Below are 18,936 nucleotides of genomic sequence, written 5' to 3'. Positions count from 1 at the left end.
GCCTGGAAAGCACCCGATGCAACGACTCTTCGACTCTCTAAAGCAGGCCATCCCAGACGTGCTGAGGCAGATCACGGCCCTGGCCAGGACCCTGACCAAGCGGAGTACCGACACCCTGGCCTACTTCGAGCACCCCCGCACCAGCAACGGCCCCACCGAGGCAATCAACGGATGCCTGGAACACCTACGCGGATCAGCCCTCGGCTTCCGCAACCTCACTCACTGCATCGCCAGATCGCTCCTGGAAACGGGAGGCTTCAGATCCCAACTACACCGTGAATTGTGAATAGCCCCATAAATGGGAAGAGCCTGTTTTTCTCCGCCCACTTCGTACCAAGTGGGCGGAGAGAAGACTGTGGCTCAGTAATGACGCTCGGCCCGAACGATCCCGGGTCCCAACCGAGTTGGGGAGACTGAGAGAAGATTCCAGTCACAACTCACCCGTGTCTCCTCGTCACCAGCCCTCGAAGAATTCCAGTCGAACTCCTGGGGCAGGCGGTCGAGTGGAACCTCGACGTCGTCCAGTGCGAAGAGCACAGCGTGGTCCCCGTGAGACACGAGTCGAGCCCCTGGGAGCGAGCACGTCCGTTCCATCAGCTCGGGGGAGGGGCGTGACAACTCAGGCCTCGCGGCGTGCATCCACGCACCTAGCCCTTCCAAGCAGGCGCGCTGTGGGCCGGGAATAGTTCCGTCTGCGCGTGGGCCGACGTTGAGCAGCAGGCGGCCCCCACGGGAGACCACATCAACCAGATGATGAGCCGCAGCGGGCCCGCTGAGGTACTGCTCATCACCCTCCAACCGGTTGTAGCCGAAGGACAGTCCTATTCCGCGACAGTTCTCCCATCGGTCCGAGGCCTCTGAAGCGCGCATCGCCTGATACTCGCTGGTCTCGTAATCGGAGTGGAACCCGCCGAAGCGATCGTTGACAACACCTTCTGGACACAGTTCGTAATAGCGTTCAAGCAGCGTTCCTAGACCGTAGGAACCGAAGTTCTTCGCGCAGTCAGGCCATTCGATATCATTCCAGAAGACATCAGGACGATATCGTGTGAACAGGTCAAGGCAGTGGGTGAAGATGTAACGCCCGTACTCGGGATCAACGGTCCTGGCGAGACGTTCAAGGTCCTCTTGACTCAGGATGACGGGAAAAGGTCGATAGTGCCAGTCCACTCCGCCCGAGTAGTACACCCCGAAACGCATTCCCGCTTGGCGCGTTGCTCGTGAGATCGCCTCGACGAGGTCCCGCCGAGGACCGCGATGAACCGTGTTCCGTCCGTAGGTTCCAGGGGCGTTCCACAGGGTGATGCCGTCGTGGTGCTTGGTCGTCGGGACGACGAGCCCTGCCCCCGCCTTCTTGAATAGTACGGCCCAGTCATCGGGATCGAAGCGCTCTGCGTGCCACATGTCCAGGAAGAGATCATATGGCAAGGACCCGTAGGTCTCCTGATGGTGTCTGGAGGCCGGACTGCCTGGGATGCGTATCGTGTTGAAATACCACTCCGCGTAGGAGTTGTGAGTGAACCACGTTTTCTCATCGGGTTCCGTGCCAAGCTCCCCGTGCGGTTCGGCCCAACTGGGTACTGAGTACGCTCCCCAGTGAATGAATATGCCAAGAGGTGTGTCATCCAACCACGTCGGCTGATGAGTTCCTAGGCGGTCCCGGTGCTGTGAAACAGTGGGGCGAGTCATGGCTCAGCGACCTCCGAAGGCTCCGAGGGTAACACCCTTCTCCAACTGGCTTTGCAGGAAGGCGACAATGAAGAAGGACGGTATGACCGACATGGATACGGCGGCCATCATGGGGCCCCAGTCGGTTCCCCTTTCACCCGAGAACATTTGAAGTCCTAGCGGGATCGTAGCCAGGTCAGCGTCATTGACGACGATAAGTGGCCACAGGAACGCGGACCAGTAGTCGATGAAGGAGAAGACGCCGACGACGAGCACCGGGGCCTTGAGCAGCGGAATGAGGATGTGCCAAAGGATCTTGAGATCGCCGGCTCCGTCGATTCTCGCCGCCTCTTCGAACTCCAGAGGCAGGCTCAGAATGAACTGTCGGATGAGGAACGCCCCGAAGGCGCCGAAGGCGAACGGAAGGATGAGGGCTGTGTAGCTGTTGACCAGTCCAAGGTGTTGGAATCCGATGTACAGGGGGATGACAAGCACCTCCTGTGGAAGCACCAGGGTTCCCAGAAAGAGAATGAACAGGTGGTCTCGGAACCGGAATCGGAGTCTGGTGAAGGCGTATGCGCTCAGCAGTGAGACCGTCATGGTCAGGAGGGCGCCGCACGTCGAGACGAGGATCGAGTTCAGGATGATGCGTCCCAAGGGAGTCTGGCGAGTCGCCTCGGTGTAGTTGTCCCACGCGAGGCGTGAGCCGGTGAACGACGCTCCCGAGGAGAATACCTCGGATGTGGGCTTGAGGGAGGATGCCAGCATCCAGGCGAAGGGGAAGAGAAACGCGACTGCGATCAGTGTGAGGAGGGAGTAGGAAATAATTTTGCTGATATTGGAGCGGTGCTCAAGAGTCATAATTCACCCACCTTTTCTGCTGACTGAACTGAAGGGCTGTCAGCAGCATGACGATGACGAATAGTACCCATGCCAGGGCGGAGGCGTAGCCGAGCTTGTCGAAGGAGAATCCATTGCGGTACAGGGCGAGTACAATAGTGTTCGTGGACTCTCCGGGCCCGCCTTTGGTAAGGAAGAACGGCTGAGCGAATACCTTGAACGCCCCGATGACCGTCATGACGGTGCAGAAGAAGAAGGTCGGCGACAAGATGGGGAAGACGACCTGGAAGAATCGTCTCAGTCCAGTTGCGCCATCGAGCTCGCTGGCCTCCAGAACTGATGGGTTGATCCCGTTGAGGCCGGCGGTGAGGACGACGATATTGTACCCGAGTCCCTGCCATAGGCTCATAATGACCATGGAGCCCATAGCCAGTTTCGGGTTGTTGAGCCAGGGAAGAGACGGCGCTCCTATGCTGCTGAGTGCGGAGTTGACGACTCCGTCGTCATTGAGGAGAAGGCGCCAGATCAGTGCATTTCCGGCCATCGGGGTGACGACGGGGATGAAGAAGATGATACGCAGGATGCGGGAGAACCTGTTGGGCAGGTGCTGCAGCCAGTAGGAGATCCCGGTGGAGATGATGAGGTTGGCCGCCGTATACAGGAGTGCGAATACTACCGTATTCCTGAGGATCGTGTAGAAGGCTGGATCCTCGCCGGAGAACATCCGTCGGTAGTTGTCGATGCCGACGAACTCTGACGTCCCCAGAAGCGGCCATGAGAACAATGAGATCGTCAGTGAAGCGACCAGGGGTATGACAATGAAAATGAGGAATCCGGTCATTCCTGGCGCCAGGTACGCGAAGATGCGTAGCCTGCTCCCGAGCCCTCCGTGACCCCTGTGACTTTCCGTGATGGTTGCTGCTCCCATCAGCCAGCGCTTTCTTGCAGATCCTTGAGGATGTCCGCAGCAGTGCGCGAGCCTCGGTAGCCTTCGGGGCAGTATTGGGTGAATGAGGTCACGATCTGGTTCCAGTTCGTCGGTGTGACCAGGGCGGTGCCGCGATCCAGGAGGAACTTGATCGCATCAACGTTGCCCGCCGGCTTGCCCTCAGCCCACCCATCGATCTGGGAGATGATCGACGGAACTGTGCCGCGCGTGCGTGCCACCTTGCCGATGACATCGGGACTGACCAGTTTCATGATGTTCTTGAACGCGGCGTCCTTGTCCGGGCAGTTCTTCCCGATACCGAACCCCGAACCCTGGATGACGCCAATGGCCTGCCCGGAGTCGCTGGGGATCACGCATACTCCGAGGTTCTCGCCGAGTTGTTCGGCGAAGGTCGCGTACATCCAAGGGCCATCGATGATTGAGGCGGCCTGGCCGGAGGTGAAGGCGCCTTGGGCGACCTCGTCGCCATCGGAGGCGGAGGGGGCCTTGGCGTAACCGTTCACTGAGGCGAGGTCGAAGGCCTTCTGGATGGATGAGACGAACGTACTGGAGGTGAGGGAGAGCTTGCCCTTGTCGTCGAGAGCTGTGGCGCCGTTGGCGTAGGCGAAGGCTCCGGGGGCGTTGTCCATGAGGTTCGGCTTGACGGCTATACCGACCTTGCCGTCAGCGGTCAGAGCCTTCATATCTGACAGGAACTGCTCGTAGGTGTACCCGGTTGTCGGCTCCGTCAAGCCTGCTGCGGTGAAGGACTGACGGTTGTAGAACATGACGCAGGGCTCTGCGTCATAGGGCAGCGCGTAGATCTTGCCGTCGACCGTCATGCCCTTGATCATGGCCGAGTTGAACACCGAGGTGTCGACTCCGTGCTTCTTGATGAGGTCGTCCAGCGGCGCCATGATGCCGACGAGCTCTTTGGTGCGTGCGGCCTGCGTGGTCAGGATCCCCGGGGCGTCGGACGCGGTCATCCGAGTCTTGGCCTTCGTGTAGTAGTCGTTGTAGCTCGGGCCGGAGAAGTCGAGGTTGAAGCTGGGATCTGTCTCCCTGACGGCGTCGACGAAGGCCTGCCACTGGGCGCGGTCCGACTCGCTGGATACCCAGGTGAACATCTGGGTCGGTGCTTGCTCGTTCTTACCCTTGGCGGATGAGCACGATGACAGCAGTACCGCCCCTGCTCCGCTCAGAAGCGACGCTGAGATGAGGGTACGGCGGGAGAGTGATGCTGGGGTCATGGTCTTCTCTCTTCTCTGAGCGAGCGGGGCTGCCTCATTGCTGCCGCCGCTGGGATCCGGCTGTGTCACCGGAGCTGGTGAATGATGGCGCTCACATTATGGGAGCCGCAGGAAGGTGTCAAGCCCTGTAGTTTGCAGAATTGCCTGAAATCAAGCGAAATAGTGGGGAACTGTGGGCGCTTGTGATCGACTGAAGAGAAGGGGGGTGCTCGTGGCGAGTGTGAGGTGAGTGAGCGCTGACATCCAGGGTTTCGTCCGCCCCCTCTTCTCGCCAGTGGCTACTGAGGCGTGTGCCGTGCGGGGCGGCGGTGCGTGCGGGCAGCCCGACTGGCGCCCAGGCTCCATTGATCCGGGACGTGATCGCGAGAGGTAGGCGTGGCTCTAGGCGCCCGCTGTTGATGCCCTGACGGCAAGTCGTGGTTCCAGGGAGATGCTGCGGGGAGGGCCGCCGCCGACGAGTTCGTCGGACAGGTTCAGTGAGGCCCGCCCCAGGGCGTCGAAGTCCTGCGTGATGCTGGACAGGGAAGGAGTTGTCCAACGTGCCAGGGGGATGTCGTCGAAGCCGATGACGGCGACGTCGTCGGGGATCCGGACGCCGGCGGTGAGCAGTTCGTGACACATGCCCAGGGCGATGTCGTCGTTGCCGGCGAAGATGGCGTCGGGCAGGCCGCTTTCGAGCAAACGTCGAGCAACTCTGGCGCCGGCTTCCCCTGTCCAGGAGTCCGTTCCCACCCAGCGGCCGGGAACCCCGGCCTCAGCACAGACCGACTGGTAGGAGGCAAGCCGCTCGGAGGCGTCCTGCCAGGACAGGTCACCGGTGACGTGCAGTGGCCGTACGCGTCCCTGGGCGAGAAGGTGCTCCGTTGCCAGCCGGGCTCCCATCGCCTGGTTGATGGAAACGGTTGACAGTGTGGAGAACTCGTGCTGCCCCGAGATGATGACAACGACCGGGCCCCGGTGGCGTTGAGACGACAGGATGGCAAGGACGTCGGCGCGCTGAGCGAGGACGACAGTGGTGGCAACGCGGTGGCCGCGCAGATGGGCCAGGGCCTCCCTTACCGATTCTGGTGCTCCATCGTCAGCGGTGGCGAGAACGAATGTGTCTCCTCGCTCGCGAACAGCCCTGGCGATTGCGGAGAAGGTGGAGGCCATGCCGTGGGAGAGCCCCGCAGTCAAAAGGATCCCGACGGCCCCCGAGGATCCCGATGCCAGCAAACGGGCCGCAAGATTCGGCTCGTACCCCAGCGCCTGGACGGCGGCCAGCACCTTCTGACGTGTCTCAGGGCGGACCGACGGGTGGTTGTTGAGCACGCGGGAGACGGTCTGAGACGAGACTCCGACTGCATCAGCCACGTCACTGAGGGTCACGCGTGTCGGCACAAGGGAAATATAGCAGCGCCTCCGCAGTGCTCCGGGCTCTTTCATCAGGTTCGAGAGATGACGTGCTGCTGTGTAGCGTGAACGCGGGTGCGGGGTGTCCCTATGTGGTGTGTCAAGTGGCGGTGGCCTGGTGTAGTTCCCTGTGAGGTTGTGGACGCGGCTGGCGGGGGTGAGGCCGTCGAGGGCGGTGTGGGGTCGGTGGTGATTGTAGGAGTGCTGCCAGTCCTGGTAGGCGGTCTCGCGCTGGGTCTGGCTGGTTAAGGAGCGGGCGTAGGCCCATTCGCTCATCAGGGTGCGGTTGAAGCGCTCGACCTTGCCGTTGGTCTGGGGCCGGTAGGGGCGGGTGCGCTTGTGGGTGACGTCCTCGCCCAGGGCCCGGGCGAAGGCCCGGGAGCGGTAGCAGGCGCCGTTGTCGGTCATCACAGCCTGCACGCGCACGCCGACGGAGGCGAAGCGCGCGGTCGCGCGCCGCCAGAACGCGGCGGCGCTTTCCTTGGTCTCGTCTTCGAGGATCTCGGAGCAGACCAGGCGTGAGTGGTCGTCGATGGCGTGGTGCAGGTGCCGCTACCCGCCGGCGGTCTGTCCCTTGCGGTGGGACTTGGTCTTGGCGCGGTCGGCGGCCAGGGCGGCAGCCGATCCGCGCCGGTGGGCGCTCCAGCCCCCACCGGCGGGGATTCGGCCGAGCCTCTTAACGTCGACGTGGACCAGCTCGCCCGGGTGCTCCTTCTCGTAGCGCACCGGGGTCCGGCGTCGAAGCACCAGCCCCGTGGCCTGGTCCACCTCGGCCAGGCGGGGCATACGGTAACGGGTCAGGACCCGCCCCACCGTCGAGCGCGCCAGGCGCAGGTGGAAGGCGGTCCTGTGCGGCCCCCACCGGCGGTTGAGCCTCACAGCGATGATGCGCCGCTCAGTGCGAGCCGGCAGACGGGTGGGAGTGTGGTGGGGACGGCAGGAACGGTCGTTCATTGTCTGGCCGGCCCGGTAGCGCCCCACCCACCGGCTGACCGTGGCCGGTGAGACCTGGAAACGCTCAGCCGCCCGACGCATCGACCAGCCCTCCTCCACCACCAGGCGGGCCAGACGACGACGTCCCTCAGGCGTCAAAGGTGCGTTAGCGTGAGTCATGAAGGCCTCCTTGGACCGGACGTGAGCGTGGTAACCCACATCCTGCCCAGAAGGCCTTCACCTACCCAACCCGTTCACAACCCCCCCAAGGAAGTACACCTGGGCTTGCGGTCCCAGTAGACCGCAGGCGCCGCGCTCGGAGGCTGGCTCCTCGGGCGTGTCCAGCTCCGCGAACCACAGGCGCGTCTCACCGTAAGTCTTGTCCGCGAGGCACCGCATGCCTGCCGGCCAGACCGGCTCGGGTGCGCGGGTCGAGCGCTCCAGGACGACGACGCTGCGCGCCTCCAGCCACGGGTCCTCATGGCGGGTCAGTGGCTCCAGCACGGCGCGCACCCCTTCCTCATCCAGGTCGTAGGGAGGGTCGATGAGCACGAGGTCCGCCGGCGCCCCTGCGGCGCCTGCCAGGAAGGTCGCGGCTTTCGCCGTCACTGCCCGCACGCCGCTCAGTCCGAGGGAGCGGATGTTGCGCTCGCACACCTGGGTGGCGGTCCTGGAGGAGTCCACGAGGGTGACGTCGGTGGCCCCGCGGCTGGCTGCCTCCAGGCCCAGGGCGCCCGAGCCGGCGCACAGGTCCAGGACCCGGGCGCCGCGCAGGAGGTTGTAGTGCTCCAGGCGGGCGAAGAGCGCCTCGCGCACCCGCTCGGAGGTCGGGCGGGTGCCAGAGCGGGGCACATCAATCCTGCGTCCGCCGACGGCGCCGGCCACTCGCCGTCGGGAATGTGCTGCAACTCACGCGAAACGTTTGAGATGAACGTTTGTCGTGCGATGAGTCACAAGGCAAGATGTTCCTGTGAACCCGAGACGAGCCCGCCTGAGCGACATCGCCGAAGCCTGCGGCGTGTCCACCTCGACGGTCTCGTACGTCCTGGCAGGCAAGGCGGACAGGCGCGGTATCAGCACCGCCACCGCCAACCGCATCAACACCGTTGCCTCGGAACTCGGTTACGTCCGCAATCGCAGCGCCCAGGCTCTGCGCCGCGGCGAGACCAGCACGCTCGTGCTCTTCTATGAGCCACCCATGGACCGCTTCGTCGAGCGCTACCTGCTCAGGGCCGCACACGCCCTCGAGGGCAGCGGCATGCAGATCCTGTCCCTACCGGTCCTCAACTCCGACGCCGCCTCCGTTGTCAACGCGCTGCGCTCGGGCATCTGCGACGCCGGCATCCTCGGCGTCGGCGCCGAGCTCGCCCAAGCGGTGTGCAACCAGATGCCGGTGCCGCCCGTGCCCACCGTCATCCTCGGCTCCACCGACTCGACCCCCGAGAGCTACGACCGCGTCTACTACGAGCAGGACGCCGCCATCCAAGAGGCTCTGGCCCACACCTGCCCGCGTGGCACCGAGCGCGTCGTCATGGCCGCGCAGGAGGAGGATGCCGACCTCGCGCGCCAGACCCAGCGCTGGAAGGCCTACGCCGCCTTCCAGGCTGGCCGCGGAGCCGAGCCCGAGTTGCTCATGCACGCCGGTACCTCCCTGCCGCGCATCTTCACGCAGGCGCTGGCAGTTCTCAGCCGCATGCGCGACGAGGGCCGGCTGCCCGACGTCATCTACTGCGGCGCCGACCGCGTCGCCATCGGCGTGACCATGGCGGCTACCCAGCTCGGTGTCGCCGTGCCCGAGCCCCTCAGCGTCCTGGGCACTGGCAACTCCGCCGAGGCGGAGGAGCACACCCCGGCCCTGTCCAGCATCGGCCTGAGCGATGACTCCGTCGACGCCGTCGTCTCTCATCTCCTTGAGCGCCTGGCTGACCGCTCCACCACTGCTTCCGCCATCGTCGAACGATGGCGGTTGTTTCCCCGTCACACGACGAGGAACTGAACCTCTCCCTCTGATCACACACCACCACGGAGGCGCAACGATGCGTAACCACACCCTTCCCCGCCGGTCCCTCCTCCTCGGGGGTGCCGTCCTGAGCGCTGCGACTCTCTCCGCGTGCTCCAGCCCCCAGGGCGTCGGCTCCGGCGACCCTGACACCCCCGCCGAGGCAGGCGGCATCGAGGGTGAGCGCACCGGCAAGGAACTGGTCTTCTACCTCTCGGCCGGCCACGACTACCAGCCCTACCTCGACGTCATTGCCGACTTCGAGAAGGAGCACTCGATCAAGGTCACCATCCAGACCTTCCAGTGGGGCGACCTGCAGCAGAAGCTCACCGCCGACTTCCTGTCCGGCCAGACCCCCGACCTCGTTGAGGAGGGAGGCAGCTGGTGGTCCACCCGCTGGGGCGCCGACGGCAACATCATGGCCCTGGACGACTTCATCGCCGCTGAGGAGGGCGACTTCCTCAGCGACTTTGTCGAGTCCGGTCTGGCCCTGCGCCAGGACGGCGGCAAGACCTACGGCATCCCGCTGCACGTGACCATGGGCGGCCTCGTCTTCGCCAACAAGGACATGCTCGATGCCGCCGGCGTGGCCATGCCTACCACCTGGGACGAGTTCAAGGCCGCCGCCAAGGCCATCCAGGGCTCCGGCGTCGAGTACGGCTGCGCGCTCAACAACGACAGCTTCTACGGCCGCCCCTGGTACCTGCAGAACGGTGTGAAGTGGGACGCCAAGTCCGAGGAGCCCATCGGCCCCTCCGACAAGCTCGTCGAGGCCCTGACGTTCCAGAAGGACCTCATCTACACCGACGCACTCGCGCCCGTGCCCGTGGCCTCCAACGAGTACTCCGCGCCGCGCAAGGTCTTCACCACCGGTCGTGCCGGACTCATCATCACCGGTCCCTGGGACATCAACCCGATCATGACCGAGAACCCGGACTTTCCGCTCACCATCGGCATGCCGCTGACCGGGCCCGGCGGCAGCGGCACGACGATCGCCGGCTCCGGCCTCATGATCCCGGCCAAGTCCCAGAACGCGGAGCTCGCCTGGAAACTCATCACGGCGCTGACCGCCACCGAGGTCCAGGAGAAGGTCACTGCGACGGTCGGTATGGCCTGCTCGCGCAAGTCCTGGGCCGAGTCCGAGACCGTCAGGAGCAACCCCAACCTGTCCGTCGTTGCCGCCGCCCGCGAGGTCGCGACCGTGCCGGACCGCGCGTTTTGGAGCTCGATGAACGCCGCCAAGCTCACCGAGGCGGAGAAGGTCATGTACGAGGACGTCATCCTCAACGGTGCCGACCCGGCCTCCACCGTCGCGACCTACTACTCGACGGCCGCACCCCTCCTGCAGGGCTGAGACCATGACCGCCGCCACCACGCGCGGCGCCTCGACCCGTGCCCTGCCCCGCCTTGCGGGGCGGGGCGCGGGGATGGGCAGGCGTCAGCGCCGCACCGCCCTGCTGTTCCTCACTCCGGCGATCCTGTACTTCGGGATCTTCTTCTTCTGGCCGATTCTCAGCGAGTTCCAGCTCTCCTTCACCCAGGGCTTCACCACGCTGGCCCCCGTGGGTACGAAGAACTACAGCCTCATCCTCACCGACCCGGTGGTGCGGCACTCCTTCTTCATCACGCTCATCTACGCCCTGGCCTGCCTGGTGCTGGCCACAGTCGTCGGCCTCCTCCTCGCCGTCGTGCTCAACCAGAGTTTCCGTGGACGCACTCTCGTGCGCACGATGATCCTCACCCCCTACATGACGTCCATCGCGATCGTCGGCCTCATGTGGCGCAACATGCTCGACCCCACCACTGGGGTGCTCAACTCGGTGCTCAATACTCTCGGGCTGCCCGAGCAGCACTGGCTGTCCACCCACCCACTGGCCACGCTCGTGGGCATCACGGTGTGGCAGGAGGCCGGCTACGTCATGCTCCTGTTCCTCGCCGGGCTCCAGAGCATCGACAGCCAGCTCTACGAGGCCGCACGTCTCGACGGCGCGAGCGTCTGGCGCCGCTTCCGCTCCATCACGCTGCCACTGCTGGCGCCGACGACCCTGTTCGTCATGCTCATCGGCATGATCAGCTCCCTGCAGCAGTTCGGTCTGCCCTACATCGTCACCAACGGCGGGCCGGGCAACGCCACCTCCCTGTACGTCTACCAGGTCTATCAGGAGACCTTCGCCAGCGGGAACCTGGGCTACGCCTCGGCAATGTCCTTCGTCCTGCTGGTCGTCATCCTCGCCCTGTCACTCGTTCAGCTGACCGTCGGCCGAAAGAAGGACGCGCTGTGAAGCAGACCTCCACCACCCCCGCCGTCCGGACCAACCCACCGCTCAAGCAGGAGGAGCTGTTCCCCGGTGCCCGGGTCCTGTCCCTCGTGCTCATCACCCTGGCCGCGCTGGTCGCGGTCGCGCCGCTGCTGTACATGGTCTCCCTCGCCTTCCAGTCCGACGCCGAGGTCGCCGGAGGCCGCGCAGTCCTGTGGCCCGAGCAGATGCAGTGGGGCAACATCGCCCGCCTGTTCGAGGCTGCGCCCTTCGGGCGCTTCTTCTTCAACTCCGTGCTCGTGGCAGGCCTCATCACCTGCTCCCACCTGATCTTCGCTCCGGTGGTGGCCTACGCCTTCGCGAAGTTCGACTTCCCGGGCAAGCAGGTGTTCTTCATCCTCATCCTGTCGACGATGATGATCCCCTTCTTCGTGCGCATGATCCCCCTGTATGTGTGGTTCAGCCAGATCGGCTGGCTCGACACCTACCAGGGCCTGGTCACGCCCTTCCTCATGAGCGCCTTCTCTATCTTCCTCATGCGCCAGTTCATCGCCGGGGTTCCCAATGAGCTCATTGAGGCCGGGCGCGTCGACGGCGCCGGCGAGCTGCGGATCTACCGCTCCATCGTCCTGCCGCAGACCAAGCCCGCGCTCGTGGTGCTGGGGCTGTTCACCTTCGTGTTCCAGATGAACGAGTTCCTCTGGCCGCTCATCGTCACCAAGTCCGACGCCATGCGGACGATTACGATTGGGCTGTCTCTGTTCAACCGGGAGAGCTTCACGCTGTGGAACCTCACCGCGATGGGCTCGCTTATGCTCTTCGTCCCGGTGTGCCTGCTGTTCGTCCTCACCCAGAAGCACATTGTTCAGGGCATCGCCATGACCGGAATCAAATGAGGTGACCCATGAGCCACGCAGCGCCGCAGGAACCGGTGCACTCCGGCCCGGCTGAGGCGGCTGGACGCCCCAACGTCGTCATCGTTTGCGTCGACCAGTGGCGCGGCGACTGCCTGTCCGGCCAGGGGCATCCCGACGTCGAGACGCCCTACCTCGACCAGCTGGCGGGTCGGGGAGCCGCGATGACGCAGGCGTACTCGTCCACCCCCACCTGCGTGCCCGCCCGCATGAGCCTCATGACCGGCCTCAGCCAGGGCAGCCACCGGCGGGTGGGCTACCGCGACGGCGTCGAGTTCGACATCGAGACCACCCTGCCCCGTGCCTTCCGTGATGCCGGGTACCAGACCCAGGCCATCGGTAAGATGCATTACTGGCCGGAGAGGGTGCGTATCGGTTTCGACGACGTCCTCCTGCACGACGGCTACCTGCACCACTCGCGTCGCCGTGAGCGCGACGCCGCCCTCTACGACGACTACCTCACCTGGCTGCGAGAACAAGGCGGCACGAGCGCCGTTGAGGACTATCTCGACGACGGCATCGAGTGCAACTCCGTCGTCACCCGCCCGTGGGACAAGCCCGAGAGGCTCCACCCGACGAACTGGGTGGCCTCCGAGGCGATCCGCTGGCTCTACCGCAGGGACCCCACCGCACCCTTCCTGCTGTACCTGTCCTTCCACCGTCCTCACGCCCCCTACGACCCGCCACAGTGGGCCTTCGACCGCTACAACCACGGCTCGCTCGAGCCCCCGGTGGTCGGCGACTGGGAGGAGGAGGCCTACGGCGAGCGCCGCCGCGACTGGGACCCTTCAAGCCACGTGGCCACGTACCGGGAGCGGGACGTGCAACGGGCCAGGGCCGGCTACTACGGCCACATGACCCACATCGACACGCAGATCTCTCGTGTGCTTCAGGCCATGGGGGAGTTCGGGGTCCTTGAGAACACGTACGTCGTCTTCGTCTCCGACCACGGAGACATGATGGGAGACCACAACCTGTGGCGTAAGGGCTACCCCTATGAGGGTTCCGCCCGGATCCCCTTCCTTGTCGCCGGGCCGGACGTGCGACCCGGCACCCACTGCAACGAGATCGTCGAGCTGCGCGACGTCATGCCCACCCTGCTCGAGCTCGCCGGGGTCGACGTGCCCGACGGCGTGGAGGGGCGCTCGCTGGCCGACCGCCTGCGCGGCGAGGAACCGGGGCCCTGGCGCGACTACCTCCACGGCGAGCACACCCTGTTCGAGCAGTCCCTGCAGTGGATCCGCTGGCGAGGGCCCGCGCCCGAGACGCACGATCTGAAGTACGTGTGGTGGTCTCAGGACGGGCGCGAGCAGCTCTTCGACCTCACGGAGGACCCGGGTGAGTGCCATGACCTCGCCGCGGACCCCGCAGCCGCCGCTGACCTGGAGTCCGGCAGGCAGGCCCTCGTGACCGAACTGACGGGACGTGAGGAGGGCTTCGTCGTCGACGGCCGCCTCGTGCCGGGCCGAGCGGTCTCCACTGTGCTCACCCGCCCCCACCCGCCCACCGACAGGGCTCGCTGACCCCCGCGAGCCCGGGCGCCGTGTGACCCTCACCGTCATACCCGTGCGGCGCGCCCCAGCGTCTTGGCGTCCCGGGGCCGATACCGTCGCAGCGTGAGCGCCGCACACCTGCCGACAACCCCGCCGCCCGCCGTCCCCGGCGCACGGACGCTCGCGGTCTACCCCGGAAGCTTCGACCCGATCACCCTCGGTCATGTGGACGTCGTTGCGCGCGCCCTGACGCTCTTCGACCGCGTCGTCGTCGTTGTTGCACACAACGCCGCGAAGGCCGGCCGCCACCTGCTCAGCGTTGAGGAGCGCGTCGATCTGGCCCGCCGCAGCTTGGCGCACCTTGAGGGCGTGGAGGTTGACGTCGTCGACGGCCTCGTTGTCGACTACTGCCGCAGTCGTGGCGCCACTGCCATCGTCAAGGGCCTGCGCTCGGGCACCGACCTGGACGTCGAGGCCCCCATGGCCTTGCTCAACCGGGAGCTCGGGGGCCCCGAGACCGTGTTCCTCACCGCCGACCCGGCGCACGCGCACGTCTCCTCCTCCCACGTCAAAGACATCGCCTCCCACGGCGGTGACGTCACCGCCCACGTCCCGGCCTGCGTCGCCAGGGCACTGAACCTGGCTCTGGGCCAGACCCCGGGCCAGAACTCCGACCACCGCGGACCGCACGACCACACGGAAGGACGACCCTCGTGACCACCCCCGGACACGACGCCGGAGACGACCTCCTGCGCATCCTCGACGAGCTCGACACCCTCATCGCCGCAGCCCGCTCCATGCCAATGAGCGCCTCCGCCATCGTCAACCGCGAGGAGGCGCTCGACCTCATCGACCGCGCCCGTTCCGCCGTGCCCAGCGCCGTGCGCCGGGCTGAGGAGATCGTCGCCGACGCCGGCGCCGTCCTCGACCGGGGGCGCGAGGAGTCCGAGCGGATCGTCTTGCGCGCCCAGGAGGAGGCCGAGCGCCTCGTTGCCGGCGAGACGGTTGTGCGGCTGGCCAATGACCGGGCCGACGCCATCATCGCTGCCGCCGAGGAACGCGCCACCGCCCTGCGCCACGGGGCCGACGACTACTGTGACCGCACGCTGGCCGCGCTCGAGGTCGAGCTGGGCAAGGTCGCGGACCAGGTGCGTGCCGGACGCGAGGTCCTGGCCGGCCGCCTGGCCCACGCCGACGCCGCCCAGCGCTGGGCGCAGTCGGTGGAGGCGGGGGCGGAGGGGGCCGAGCGCCGACGCGCCGGCTGGTCCGTCGACCCCACGACAGCGCCCCAGCACTGACCGGTAACCTCGGCCACCTGGACCGACAGGAGAACTCGTGAGCACGCTCGTCATCGACATCACCGACCTGCCCCGGCAGGTCGGCTCCACCAAGGATGTCCACCTCGACCTGCCCGCGCCCCAGGGCCTGGGCACCGAGGTCATCGGCGCCGCACCCGGCAGCCCCCTCATCGTCGACGCCACCCTCACGAGTGTCGACGACGGCGTGCTGGTGCGCGGTGAGGCGGACGTCCACATCCACGGCGAGTGCGTGCGCTGCCTGCGCGACATCGACGAGGAGCGCCAGGTCTCCTTCGACGAGCTCTACTTCCTGCCCGAGGCCGCCGCCGCCCAGCGTGCCAAAGGCGACGAGGAGGCCGAGGACGTCTTCCTCCTGGGAGACACGACCCTCGACCTCGAGCCGGCCCTGCGCGACGCCCTCGTCCTCAGCCTGCCCTTCAGACCCCTGTGTCGCGAGGACTGCGGCGGTCTGTGCCCCGACTGCGGGGAGAGGTTGGACGACCTGCCCGCCGACCACCACCACGAGGTCCTCGACCCGCGCTGGTCCGCCCTGTCCGGGCTCCTGGGCGACGGCGCCTCCGACGATGCCTCCGACGGCGCGCCCAACGGCGAGGAGCAGTCCTGATGGCCCGTGGCTCCCAGAAGCGACAGGCCCCGCCCGCTCGCACCGACGTCGAGACCCTCGTCTACCGGTGGGGCCCGGACATCGAGCCCGCACTGCTCGAGCTGGCCCTCACCCACCGCTCCTGGGCGCACGAGAACGGCGGCCTGCCCACCAACGAGCGCCTGGAGTTCCTCGGCGACGCGGTCCTGCAGATCATCGTCACCGAGCGCCTGTACCACGATCACCCCGAGGTGTCCGAAGGCCAGCTCGCCAAGATGCGCGCCGCCACCGTCTCCGAGCCCGCGCTGGCCGCCGTCGCCCGGGACCTGGGCCTGGGGGAGTTCATCCGACTCGGCAAGGGCGAGGCCCTGTCCGGCGGGCGTGACAAGGACTCGATCCTCTCCGACACCGTCGAGGCCCTCATCGGTGCCACCTACCTCAGCCAGGGCCTGGAGGTCACCCGCGAGGTCGTCACCCGGCTCGTTGCCCGCCTGCTCAAGGCCGCGCCCTCGCGCGGTGCCGGCCTGGACTGGAAGACAAGTTTGCAGGAGCTTGCCGCCGTTCACCGCCTGGGCGCCCCCTCCTACGAGGTCACAAGCGAGGGGCCCGAGCACGCGCTGACCTTCACCGCCTGCGCCGTCGTCGACGGCCGGGTGCGCGGCACGGGCACCGGCCCCTCGAAGAAGGTCGCCGAGCACGCCGCGGCCGAGGTCGCCTACGCCACGATCCTCGCCGCGCACGGTGACGGTGGGCTCACGATCCCCGGGGTCACCGAGGCCCTGCGTGCCGACCTGGGGCTCGGCTGAGCTGTGCCCGAGCTGCCCGAGGTCGAGGCCGTACGCGTCGGCCTGGCGCGCCACGTCGTCGGCCGCACCGTCACCGCCGTCGAGGTCTTCGATCCGCGGCCCCTGCGCCGTCAGGAGGGCGGCGCAGAGGCCTTCGTCCGCGGTCTGACGGGGCGGACGCTCACCGCAGCGGTCAGACGAGGCAAGCTCATGTGGCTGCCGCTCGACGACGGCGCCGCCCTGCGCGCCCACCTGGGGATGAGCGGCCAGCTCCTCGTGCGCGGCACCGCGCCGCTCGACGGCCCCGACCCCGACCCCAATCCCTCGCGCTACCTTCTCGAGCCCGGCCAGACGCCCGCGGACCTCACGGCGACGCGCGCCACCAGCCTCGTGCGCGACCTGTCCGCGCGGCCGCGTCACCTGCGCGTGCGCCTGCACCTGTCCGGCCGCGAGGGCGACCCCCAGCACCAGGCGGCTGGTGCTGGGGGAGCACCCGGGTCGGGCGGCGCTGCCCTGGACCTGGTCGACCAGCGCATGTTCGGCGGCCTGCACCTGACGCGGCTCGTGCCCACCGCAGACGGCGGCCCCGGCGGTCTGGGCTCGGAGCAGCCTCTCCTGCCCGAGGACGCCACCCATATCGCCCGCGACCTCCTCGACCCCCACCTGGACCGGGCGGCGGTCGTGGCCCGCGTGCGCGCCTCCTCCCGGGCCGTCAAAACCCTCCTCATGGACCAGTCGATCGTCTCCGGGGTGGGCAACATCTACGCGGACGAGGGCCTGTGGGCCGCGCGCATCCACGGCCTGCGCCCGGGCAACGCGCTGGGGCCGCGGGTCCTGGCTCGCCTGCTGGACGCCACCGCCGGGATCATGGGGCGGGCCCTGGCGGTGGGTGGCACGAGCTTCGACGCCCTCTACGTCGACGCCGAGGGCGCGGCGGGGTTCTTCGCGCGGAGCCTGGCCGTCTACGGCCGCCAGGGCGAGGTCTGCCGACGCTGCGGGACGCCTCTTCGCACCGAGACCATCGGCGGGCGCAGCCACACGAGCTGCCCGCGCTGTCAAACGCGCCCACGCCCCCGACGCCTGCCGCACTGACCTCTCAGGACTCGCCGAACTTCTCGGTTTGCGCTCGGGAGTGCGGTGTTGTGCTGTTGTGGTGTCTTGGGGGCATTGGTGGCGGTTCTGCCTCAAGGGCGTTGGTGGCGGTTCTGGGGTGTTTGTGGGGGTGGGGTTTCTGGCTGGTCGTGGTGGTGGTGTGCTCCGGCACCCTGCCGTGCTGAGCCCGTGACGGTTTGAGCCTGGTGCCGGCATCCGTTGTCGGCCGGCCGGCGGCGGGGCTCGGGGCGTGCCCCGCAGGCGGCTGGCAGGGGGGCTCGCACGCTCATGTGACAGGTGTTAACGGTTGCACTGGGGTTTGCGGTGGTGGCCCGGGCTCCCATGTGCGCGGGCGGCCTCCGTGCACATGGGAGCCGGCGTGCTGGAGGGCACCGGTCGACAAACCCTAGGAATGGCGCTGTTCTCGACGAGTGTCGAAAAGTGTGAGCGTGCAAGTCCCGGGCCCCGTGGCGCCCGCGTGCACCGTGCTGGTGTGATCACCAGGATCTCCTCCAGGGCGCTCTGACCGCGGCGGACCTGGGCACACACAGCAACAACCCCCAAGCGCCACCAATACCCTCAGGCTCGAAACGCCGCCAATGTCCTGAGGTTCAAAACGTCACCGACGTCCTGAGACACCACAACGGCGTTTGGCCGCACGTTCGAGAGCAAAGCGAGGAGTTGGAGGCCGTGCGGGGCCGGGGCCGGACGGGTGGTCCCACGACGAGGTCAGGCCAGCATCCCGGCAGGTGGAGGGCCGCAAGAGGGGGCCCGGGCGCTGGTAGGCTCGCCGGCATGCCGAGCACCTCCACCAACGAGCAGGTCCGCGTCATGATCGTGGACGACCACGAGATTGTCCGCCGCGGTATCGCCGAGATCATCGACCGTGCCGACGGCCTCGATGTCGTGGCCGAGGCCGGCTCGCGGGCGGAGGCCGTGCGTCGCGCCGAGCTCATGCGCCCCGACGTCGTCCTGGTCGACCTCCAGCTGCCCGACGGCACCGGCATCGAGCTCATGCACGACCTCGCCGAGGCAGCGCCCGATGCCCTGCCCATCGTCCTGACTTCCTTCGACGACGACGAAGCCCTGGCCGAGGCCCTGGAGGCCGGTGCGCGCGCCTACCTCCTCAAGACCGTCCATGGAGCCGAGATCTCCGATGTCGTGCGCGCCGTCGCCTCTGGGCGCGTCCTGCTCGACGAGCGCACCGTCACCCGGCGCCGCGCCGACCACGACGACCCGACTGCCGAGCTGACCAACGCCGAGCGCAAGGTCCTCGACCTCATCGGCGATGGCCTGTCGAACCGCGAGATCGGTGAGCGTCTGGGCGTGGCCGAGAAGACCGTGAAGAACCACATCACCTCGCTGCTGGCGAAGATGGGTCTGCAGCGCCGCACCCAGGTGGCCGCCTGGGTGGCCGGTCAGCGCGCCTCCGGCTGGCGCAACACCTGACCTCGGCCCGGCACTCATCTCCGGTCGGCCCGG

General features: G+C 67.0%; 17 protein-coding genes and 2 pseudogenes. 12 read left to right on the top strand and 7 right to left on the bottom strand.

Going from position 1 to position 18,936, the window contains the following annotated elements:
• Positions 1-76 precede the first annotated feature (76 nt).
• Positions 77-286 (top strand): annotated as a pseudogene (locus tag ID810_RS12835) (transposase); the annotation flags it as partial.
• A gap of 74 nt (positions 287-360) precedes the next feature.
• Here the strand turns inward: ID810_RS12835 and ID810_RS07850 are convergent.
• The 7 genes and pseudogenes from ID810_RS07850 to rsmD all read right to left on the bottom strand — a co-directional run bounded on the left by ID810_RS07850 (position 361) and on the right by rsmD (position 7,896).
• Positions 361-1,689 (bottom strand): alpha-L-fucosidase, encoded by a 1,329-nt coding sequence (locus ID810_RS07850; protein ID WP_166858625.1) that lies wholly within the window; start codon positions 1,687-1,689, stop codon positions 361-363.
• A gap of 3 nt (positions 1,690-1,692) precedes the next feature.
• The gene (locus tag ID810_RS07845) at positions 1,693-2,529 is read right to left on the bottom strand and encodes a carbohydrate ABC transporter permease (RefSeq protein ID WP_166858623.1); all 837 of its coding nucleotides are present in this window, start codon (positions 2,527-2,529) and stop codon (positions 1,693-1,695) included.
• Entirely contained in the window at positions 2,519-3,436 is a 918-nt protein-coding gene (locus tag ID810_RS07840) for a carbohydrate ABC transporter permease (RefSeq protein WP_235931719.1), read from the bottom strand. Before ID810_RS07840 ends, ID810_RS07845 begins: the two co-directional genes overlap by 11 nt.
• A complete protein-coding gene (locus ID810_RS07835) occupies positions 3,436-4,563 on the bottom strand; it encodes an ABC transporter substrate-binding protein (RefSeq protein ID WP_235931717.1) in 1,128 nt (375 codons plus the stop codon). The genes ID810_RS07840 and ID810_RS07835 overlap by 1 nt, the downstream gene beginning before the upstream one ends.
• Positions 4,564-5,067: 504 nt before the next feature.
• Complete coding sequence (locus ID810_RS07830; RefSeq protein ID WP_166858644.1) at positions 5,068-6,111, bottom strand: LacI family DNA-binding transcriptional regulator; 1,044 nt, start codon at positions 6,109-6,111, stop codon at positions 5,068-5,070.
• A gap of 87 nt (positions 6,112-6,198) precedes the next feature.
• Positions 6,199-7,191: pseudogene (locus ID810_RS07825) on the bottom strand (IS481 family transposase); the annotation flags it as partial.
• A gap of 57 nt (positions 7,192-7,248) precedes the next feature.
• On the bottom strand, positions 7,249-7,896 hold the full coding sequence (gene rsmD, locus ID810_RS07820) for a 16S rRNA (guanine(966)-N(2))-methyltransferase RsmD (RefSeq protein WP_166858619.1): 648 nt from the start codon (positions 7,894-7,896) through the stop codon (positions 7,249-7,251).
• 85 nt (positions 7,897-7,981) lie between these two features.
• On the opposite strand from rsmD, the gene ID810_RS07815 reads away from it, so the two are divergent.
• The 11 genes from ID810_RS07815 (at position 7,982) to ID810_RS07765 (ending at position 18,903) form a co-directional block, all read left to right on the top strand.
• Positions 7,982-9,007, top strand: coding sequence for a LacI family DNA-binding transcriptional regulator (locus tag ID810_RS07815; RefSeq protein ID WP_166858617.1), 1,026 nt, complete (start codon positions 7,982-7,984; stop codon positions 9,005-9,007).
• A 40-nt stretch (positions 9,008-9,047) separates the two neighbouring features.
• Positions 9,048-10,364 carry an ABC transporter substrate-binding protein gene (locus tag ID810_RS07810; RefSeq protein ID WP_166858615.1) on the top strand — a complete coding sequence of 439 codons (1,317 nt, stop codon included), beginning with the start codon at positions 9,048-9,050 and terminating at the stop codon, positions 10,362-10,364.
• Between the two features lie 4 nt (positions 10,365-10,368).
• Positions 10,369-11,292, top strand: coding sequence for a carbohydrate ABC transporter permease (locus ID810_RS07805; protein ID WP_235931713.1), 924 nt, complete (start codon positions 10,369-10,371; stop codon positions 11,290-11,292).
• Complete coding sequence (locus ID810_RS07800) at positions 11,289-12,164, top strand: carbohydrate ABC transporter permease (RefSeq protein ID WP_196781488.1); 876 nt, start codon at positions 11,289-11,291, stop codon at positions 12,162-12,164. The genes ID810_RS07805 and ID810_RS07800 overlap by 4 nt, the downstream gene beginning before the upstream one ends.
• A gap of 8 nt (positions 12,165-12,172) precedes the next feature.
• Positions 12,173-13,705: an arylsulfatase gene (locus ID810_RS07795; RefSeq protein ID WP_166858613.1), complete on the top strand. Its 1,533-nt coding sequence runs from the start codon at positions 12,173-12,175 to the stop codon at positions 13,703-13,705.
• A 93-nt stretch (positions 13,706-13,798) separates the two neighbouring features.
• On the top strand, positions 13,799-14,392 hold the full coding sequence (gene coaD / locus ID810_RS07790; RefSeq protein WP_235931712.1) for a pantetheine-phosphate adenylyltransferase: 594 nt from the start codon (positions 13,799-13,801) through the stop codon (positions 14,390-14,392).
• Complete coding sequence (locus ID810_RS07785) at positions 14,389-14,973, top strand: ATPase (RefSeq protein ID WP_166858611.1); 585 nt, start codon at positions 14,389-14,391, stop codon at positions 14,971-14,973. Before coaD ends, ID810_RS07785 begins: the two co-directional genes overlap by 4 nt.
• 37 nt (positions 14,974-15,010) lie before the next feature.
• On the top strand, positions 15,011-15,598 hold the full coding sequence (locus tag ID810_RS07780) for a YceD family protein (protein WP_166858608.1): 588 nt from the start codon (positions 15,011-15,013) through the stop codon (positions 15,596-15,598).
• A complete protein-coding gene (gene rnc / locus ID810_RS07775; protein ID WP_166858607.1) occupies positions 15,598-16,383 on the top strand; it encodes a ribonuclease III in 786 nt (261 codons plus the stop codon). Before ID810_RS07780 ends, rnc begins: the two co-directional genes overlap by 1 nt.
• Before the next feature lie 3 nt (positions 16,384-16,386).
• Positions 16,387-17,454, top strand: coding sequence for a bifunctional DNA-formamidopyrimidine glycosylase/DNA-(apurinic or apyrimidinic site) lyase (mutM, locus tag ID810_RS07770; RefSeq protein WP_166858604.1), 1,068 nt, complete (start codon positions 16,387-16,389; stop codon positions 17,452-17,454).
• A gap of 795 nt (positions 17,455-18,249) precedes the next feature.
• Positions 18,250-18,903, top strand: coding sequence for a response regulator (locus tag ID810_RS07765; RefSeq protein WP_166858602.1), 654 nt, complete (start codon positions 18,250-18,252; stop codon positions 18,901-18,903).
• Positions 18,904-18,936: the final 33 nt, after the last annotated feature.

It is taken from the genome of Actinomyces respiraculi (assembly GCF_014595995.2).
GTDB classification, from domain to species: domain Bacteria; phylum Actinomycetota; class Actinomycetes; order Actinomycetales; family Actinomycetaceae; genus Actinomyces; species Actinomyces respiraculi.
This window is presented reverse-complemented; position numbering and strand designations above follow the sequence as displayed.

Excerpts from the sequence above, each read along its gene's own strand:
- ID810_RS07850 (WP_166858625.1), bottom strand. The coding sequence starts at position 1,689 with ATGACTCGCCCCACTGTTTCACAGCACCGGGACCGCCTAGGAACTCAT.
- ID810_RS07845 (WP_166858623.1), bottom strand. The coding sequence starts at position 2,529 with ATGACTCTTGAGCACCGCTCCAATATCAGCAAAATTATTTCCTACTCC.
- ID810_RS07840 (WP_235931719.1), bottom strand. The coding sequence starts at position 3,436 with ATGGGAGCAGCAACCATCACGGAAAGTCACAGGGGTCACGGAGGGCTC.
- ID810_RS07835 (WP_235931717.1), bottom strand. The coding sequence starts at position 4,563 with ATGTTCACCTGGGTATCCAGCGAGTCGGACCGCGCCCAGTGGCAGGCC.
- ID810_RS07830 (WP_166858644.1), bottom strand. The coding sequence starts at position 6,111 with ATGAAAGAGCCCGGAGCACTGCGGAGGCGCTGCTATATTTCCCTTGTG.
- ID810_RS07810 (WP_166858615.1), top strand. The coding sequence starts at position 9,048 with ATGCGTAACCACACCCTTCCCCGCCGGTCCCTCCTCCTCGGGGGTGCC.
- ID810_RS07805 (WP_235931713.1), top strand. The coding sequence starts at position 10,369 with ATGACCGCCGCCACCACGCGCGGCGCCTCGACCCGTGCCCTGCCCCGC.
- ID810_RS07795 (WP_166858613.1), top strand. The coding sequence starts at position 12,173 with ATGAGCCACGCAGCGCCGCAGGAACCGGTGCACTCCGGCCCGGCTGAG.
- rnc (WP_166858607.1), top strand. The coding sequence starts at position 15,598 with ATGGCCCGTGGCTCCCAGAAGCGACAGGCCCCGCCCGCTCGCACCGAC.
- ID810_RS07765 (WP_166858602.1), top strand. The coding sequence starts at position 18,250 with ATGCCGAGCACCTCCACCAACGAGCAGGTCCGCGTCATGATCGTGGAC.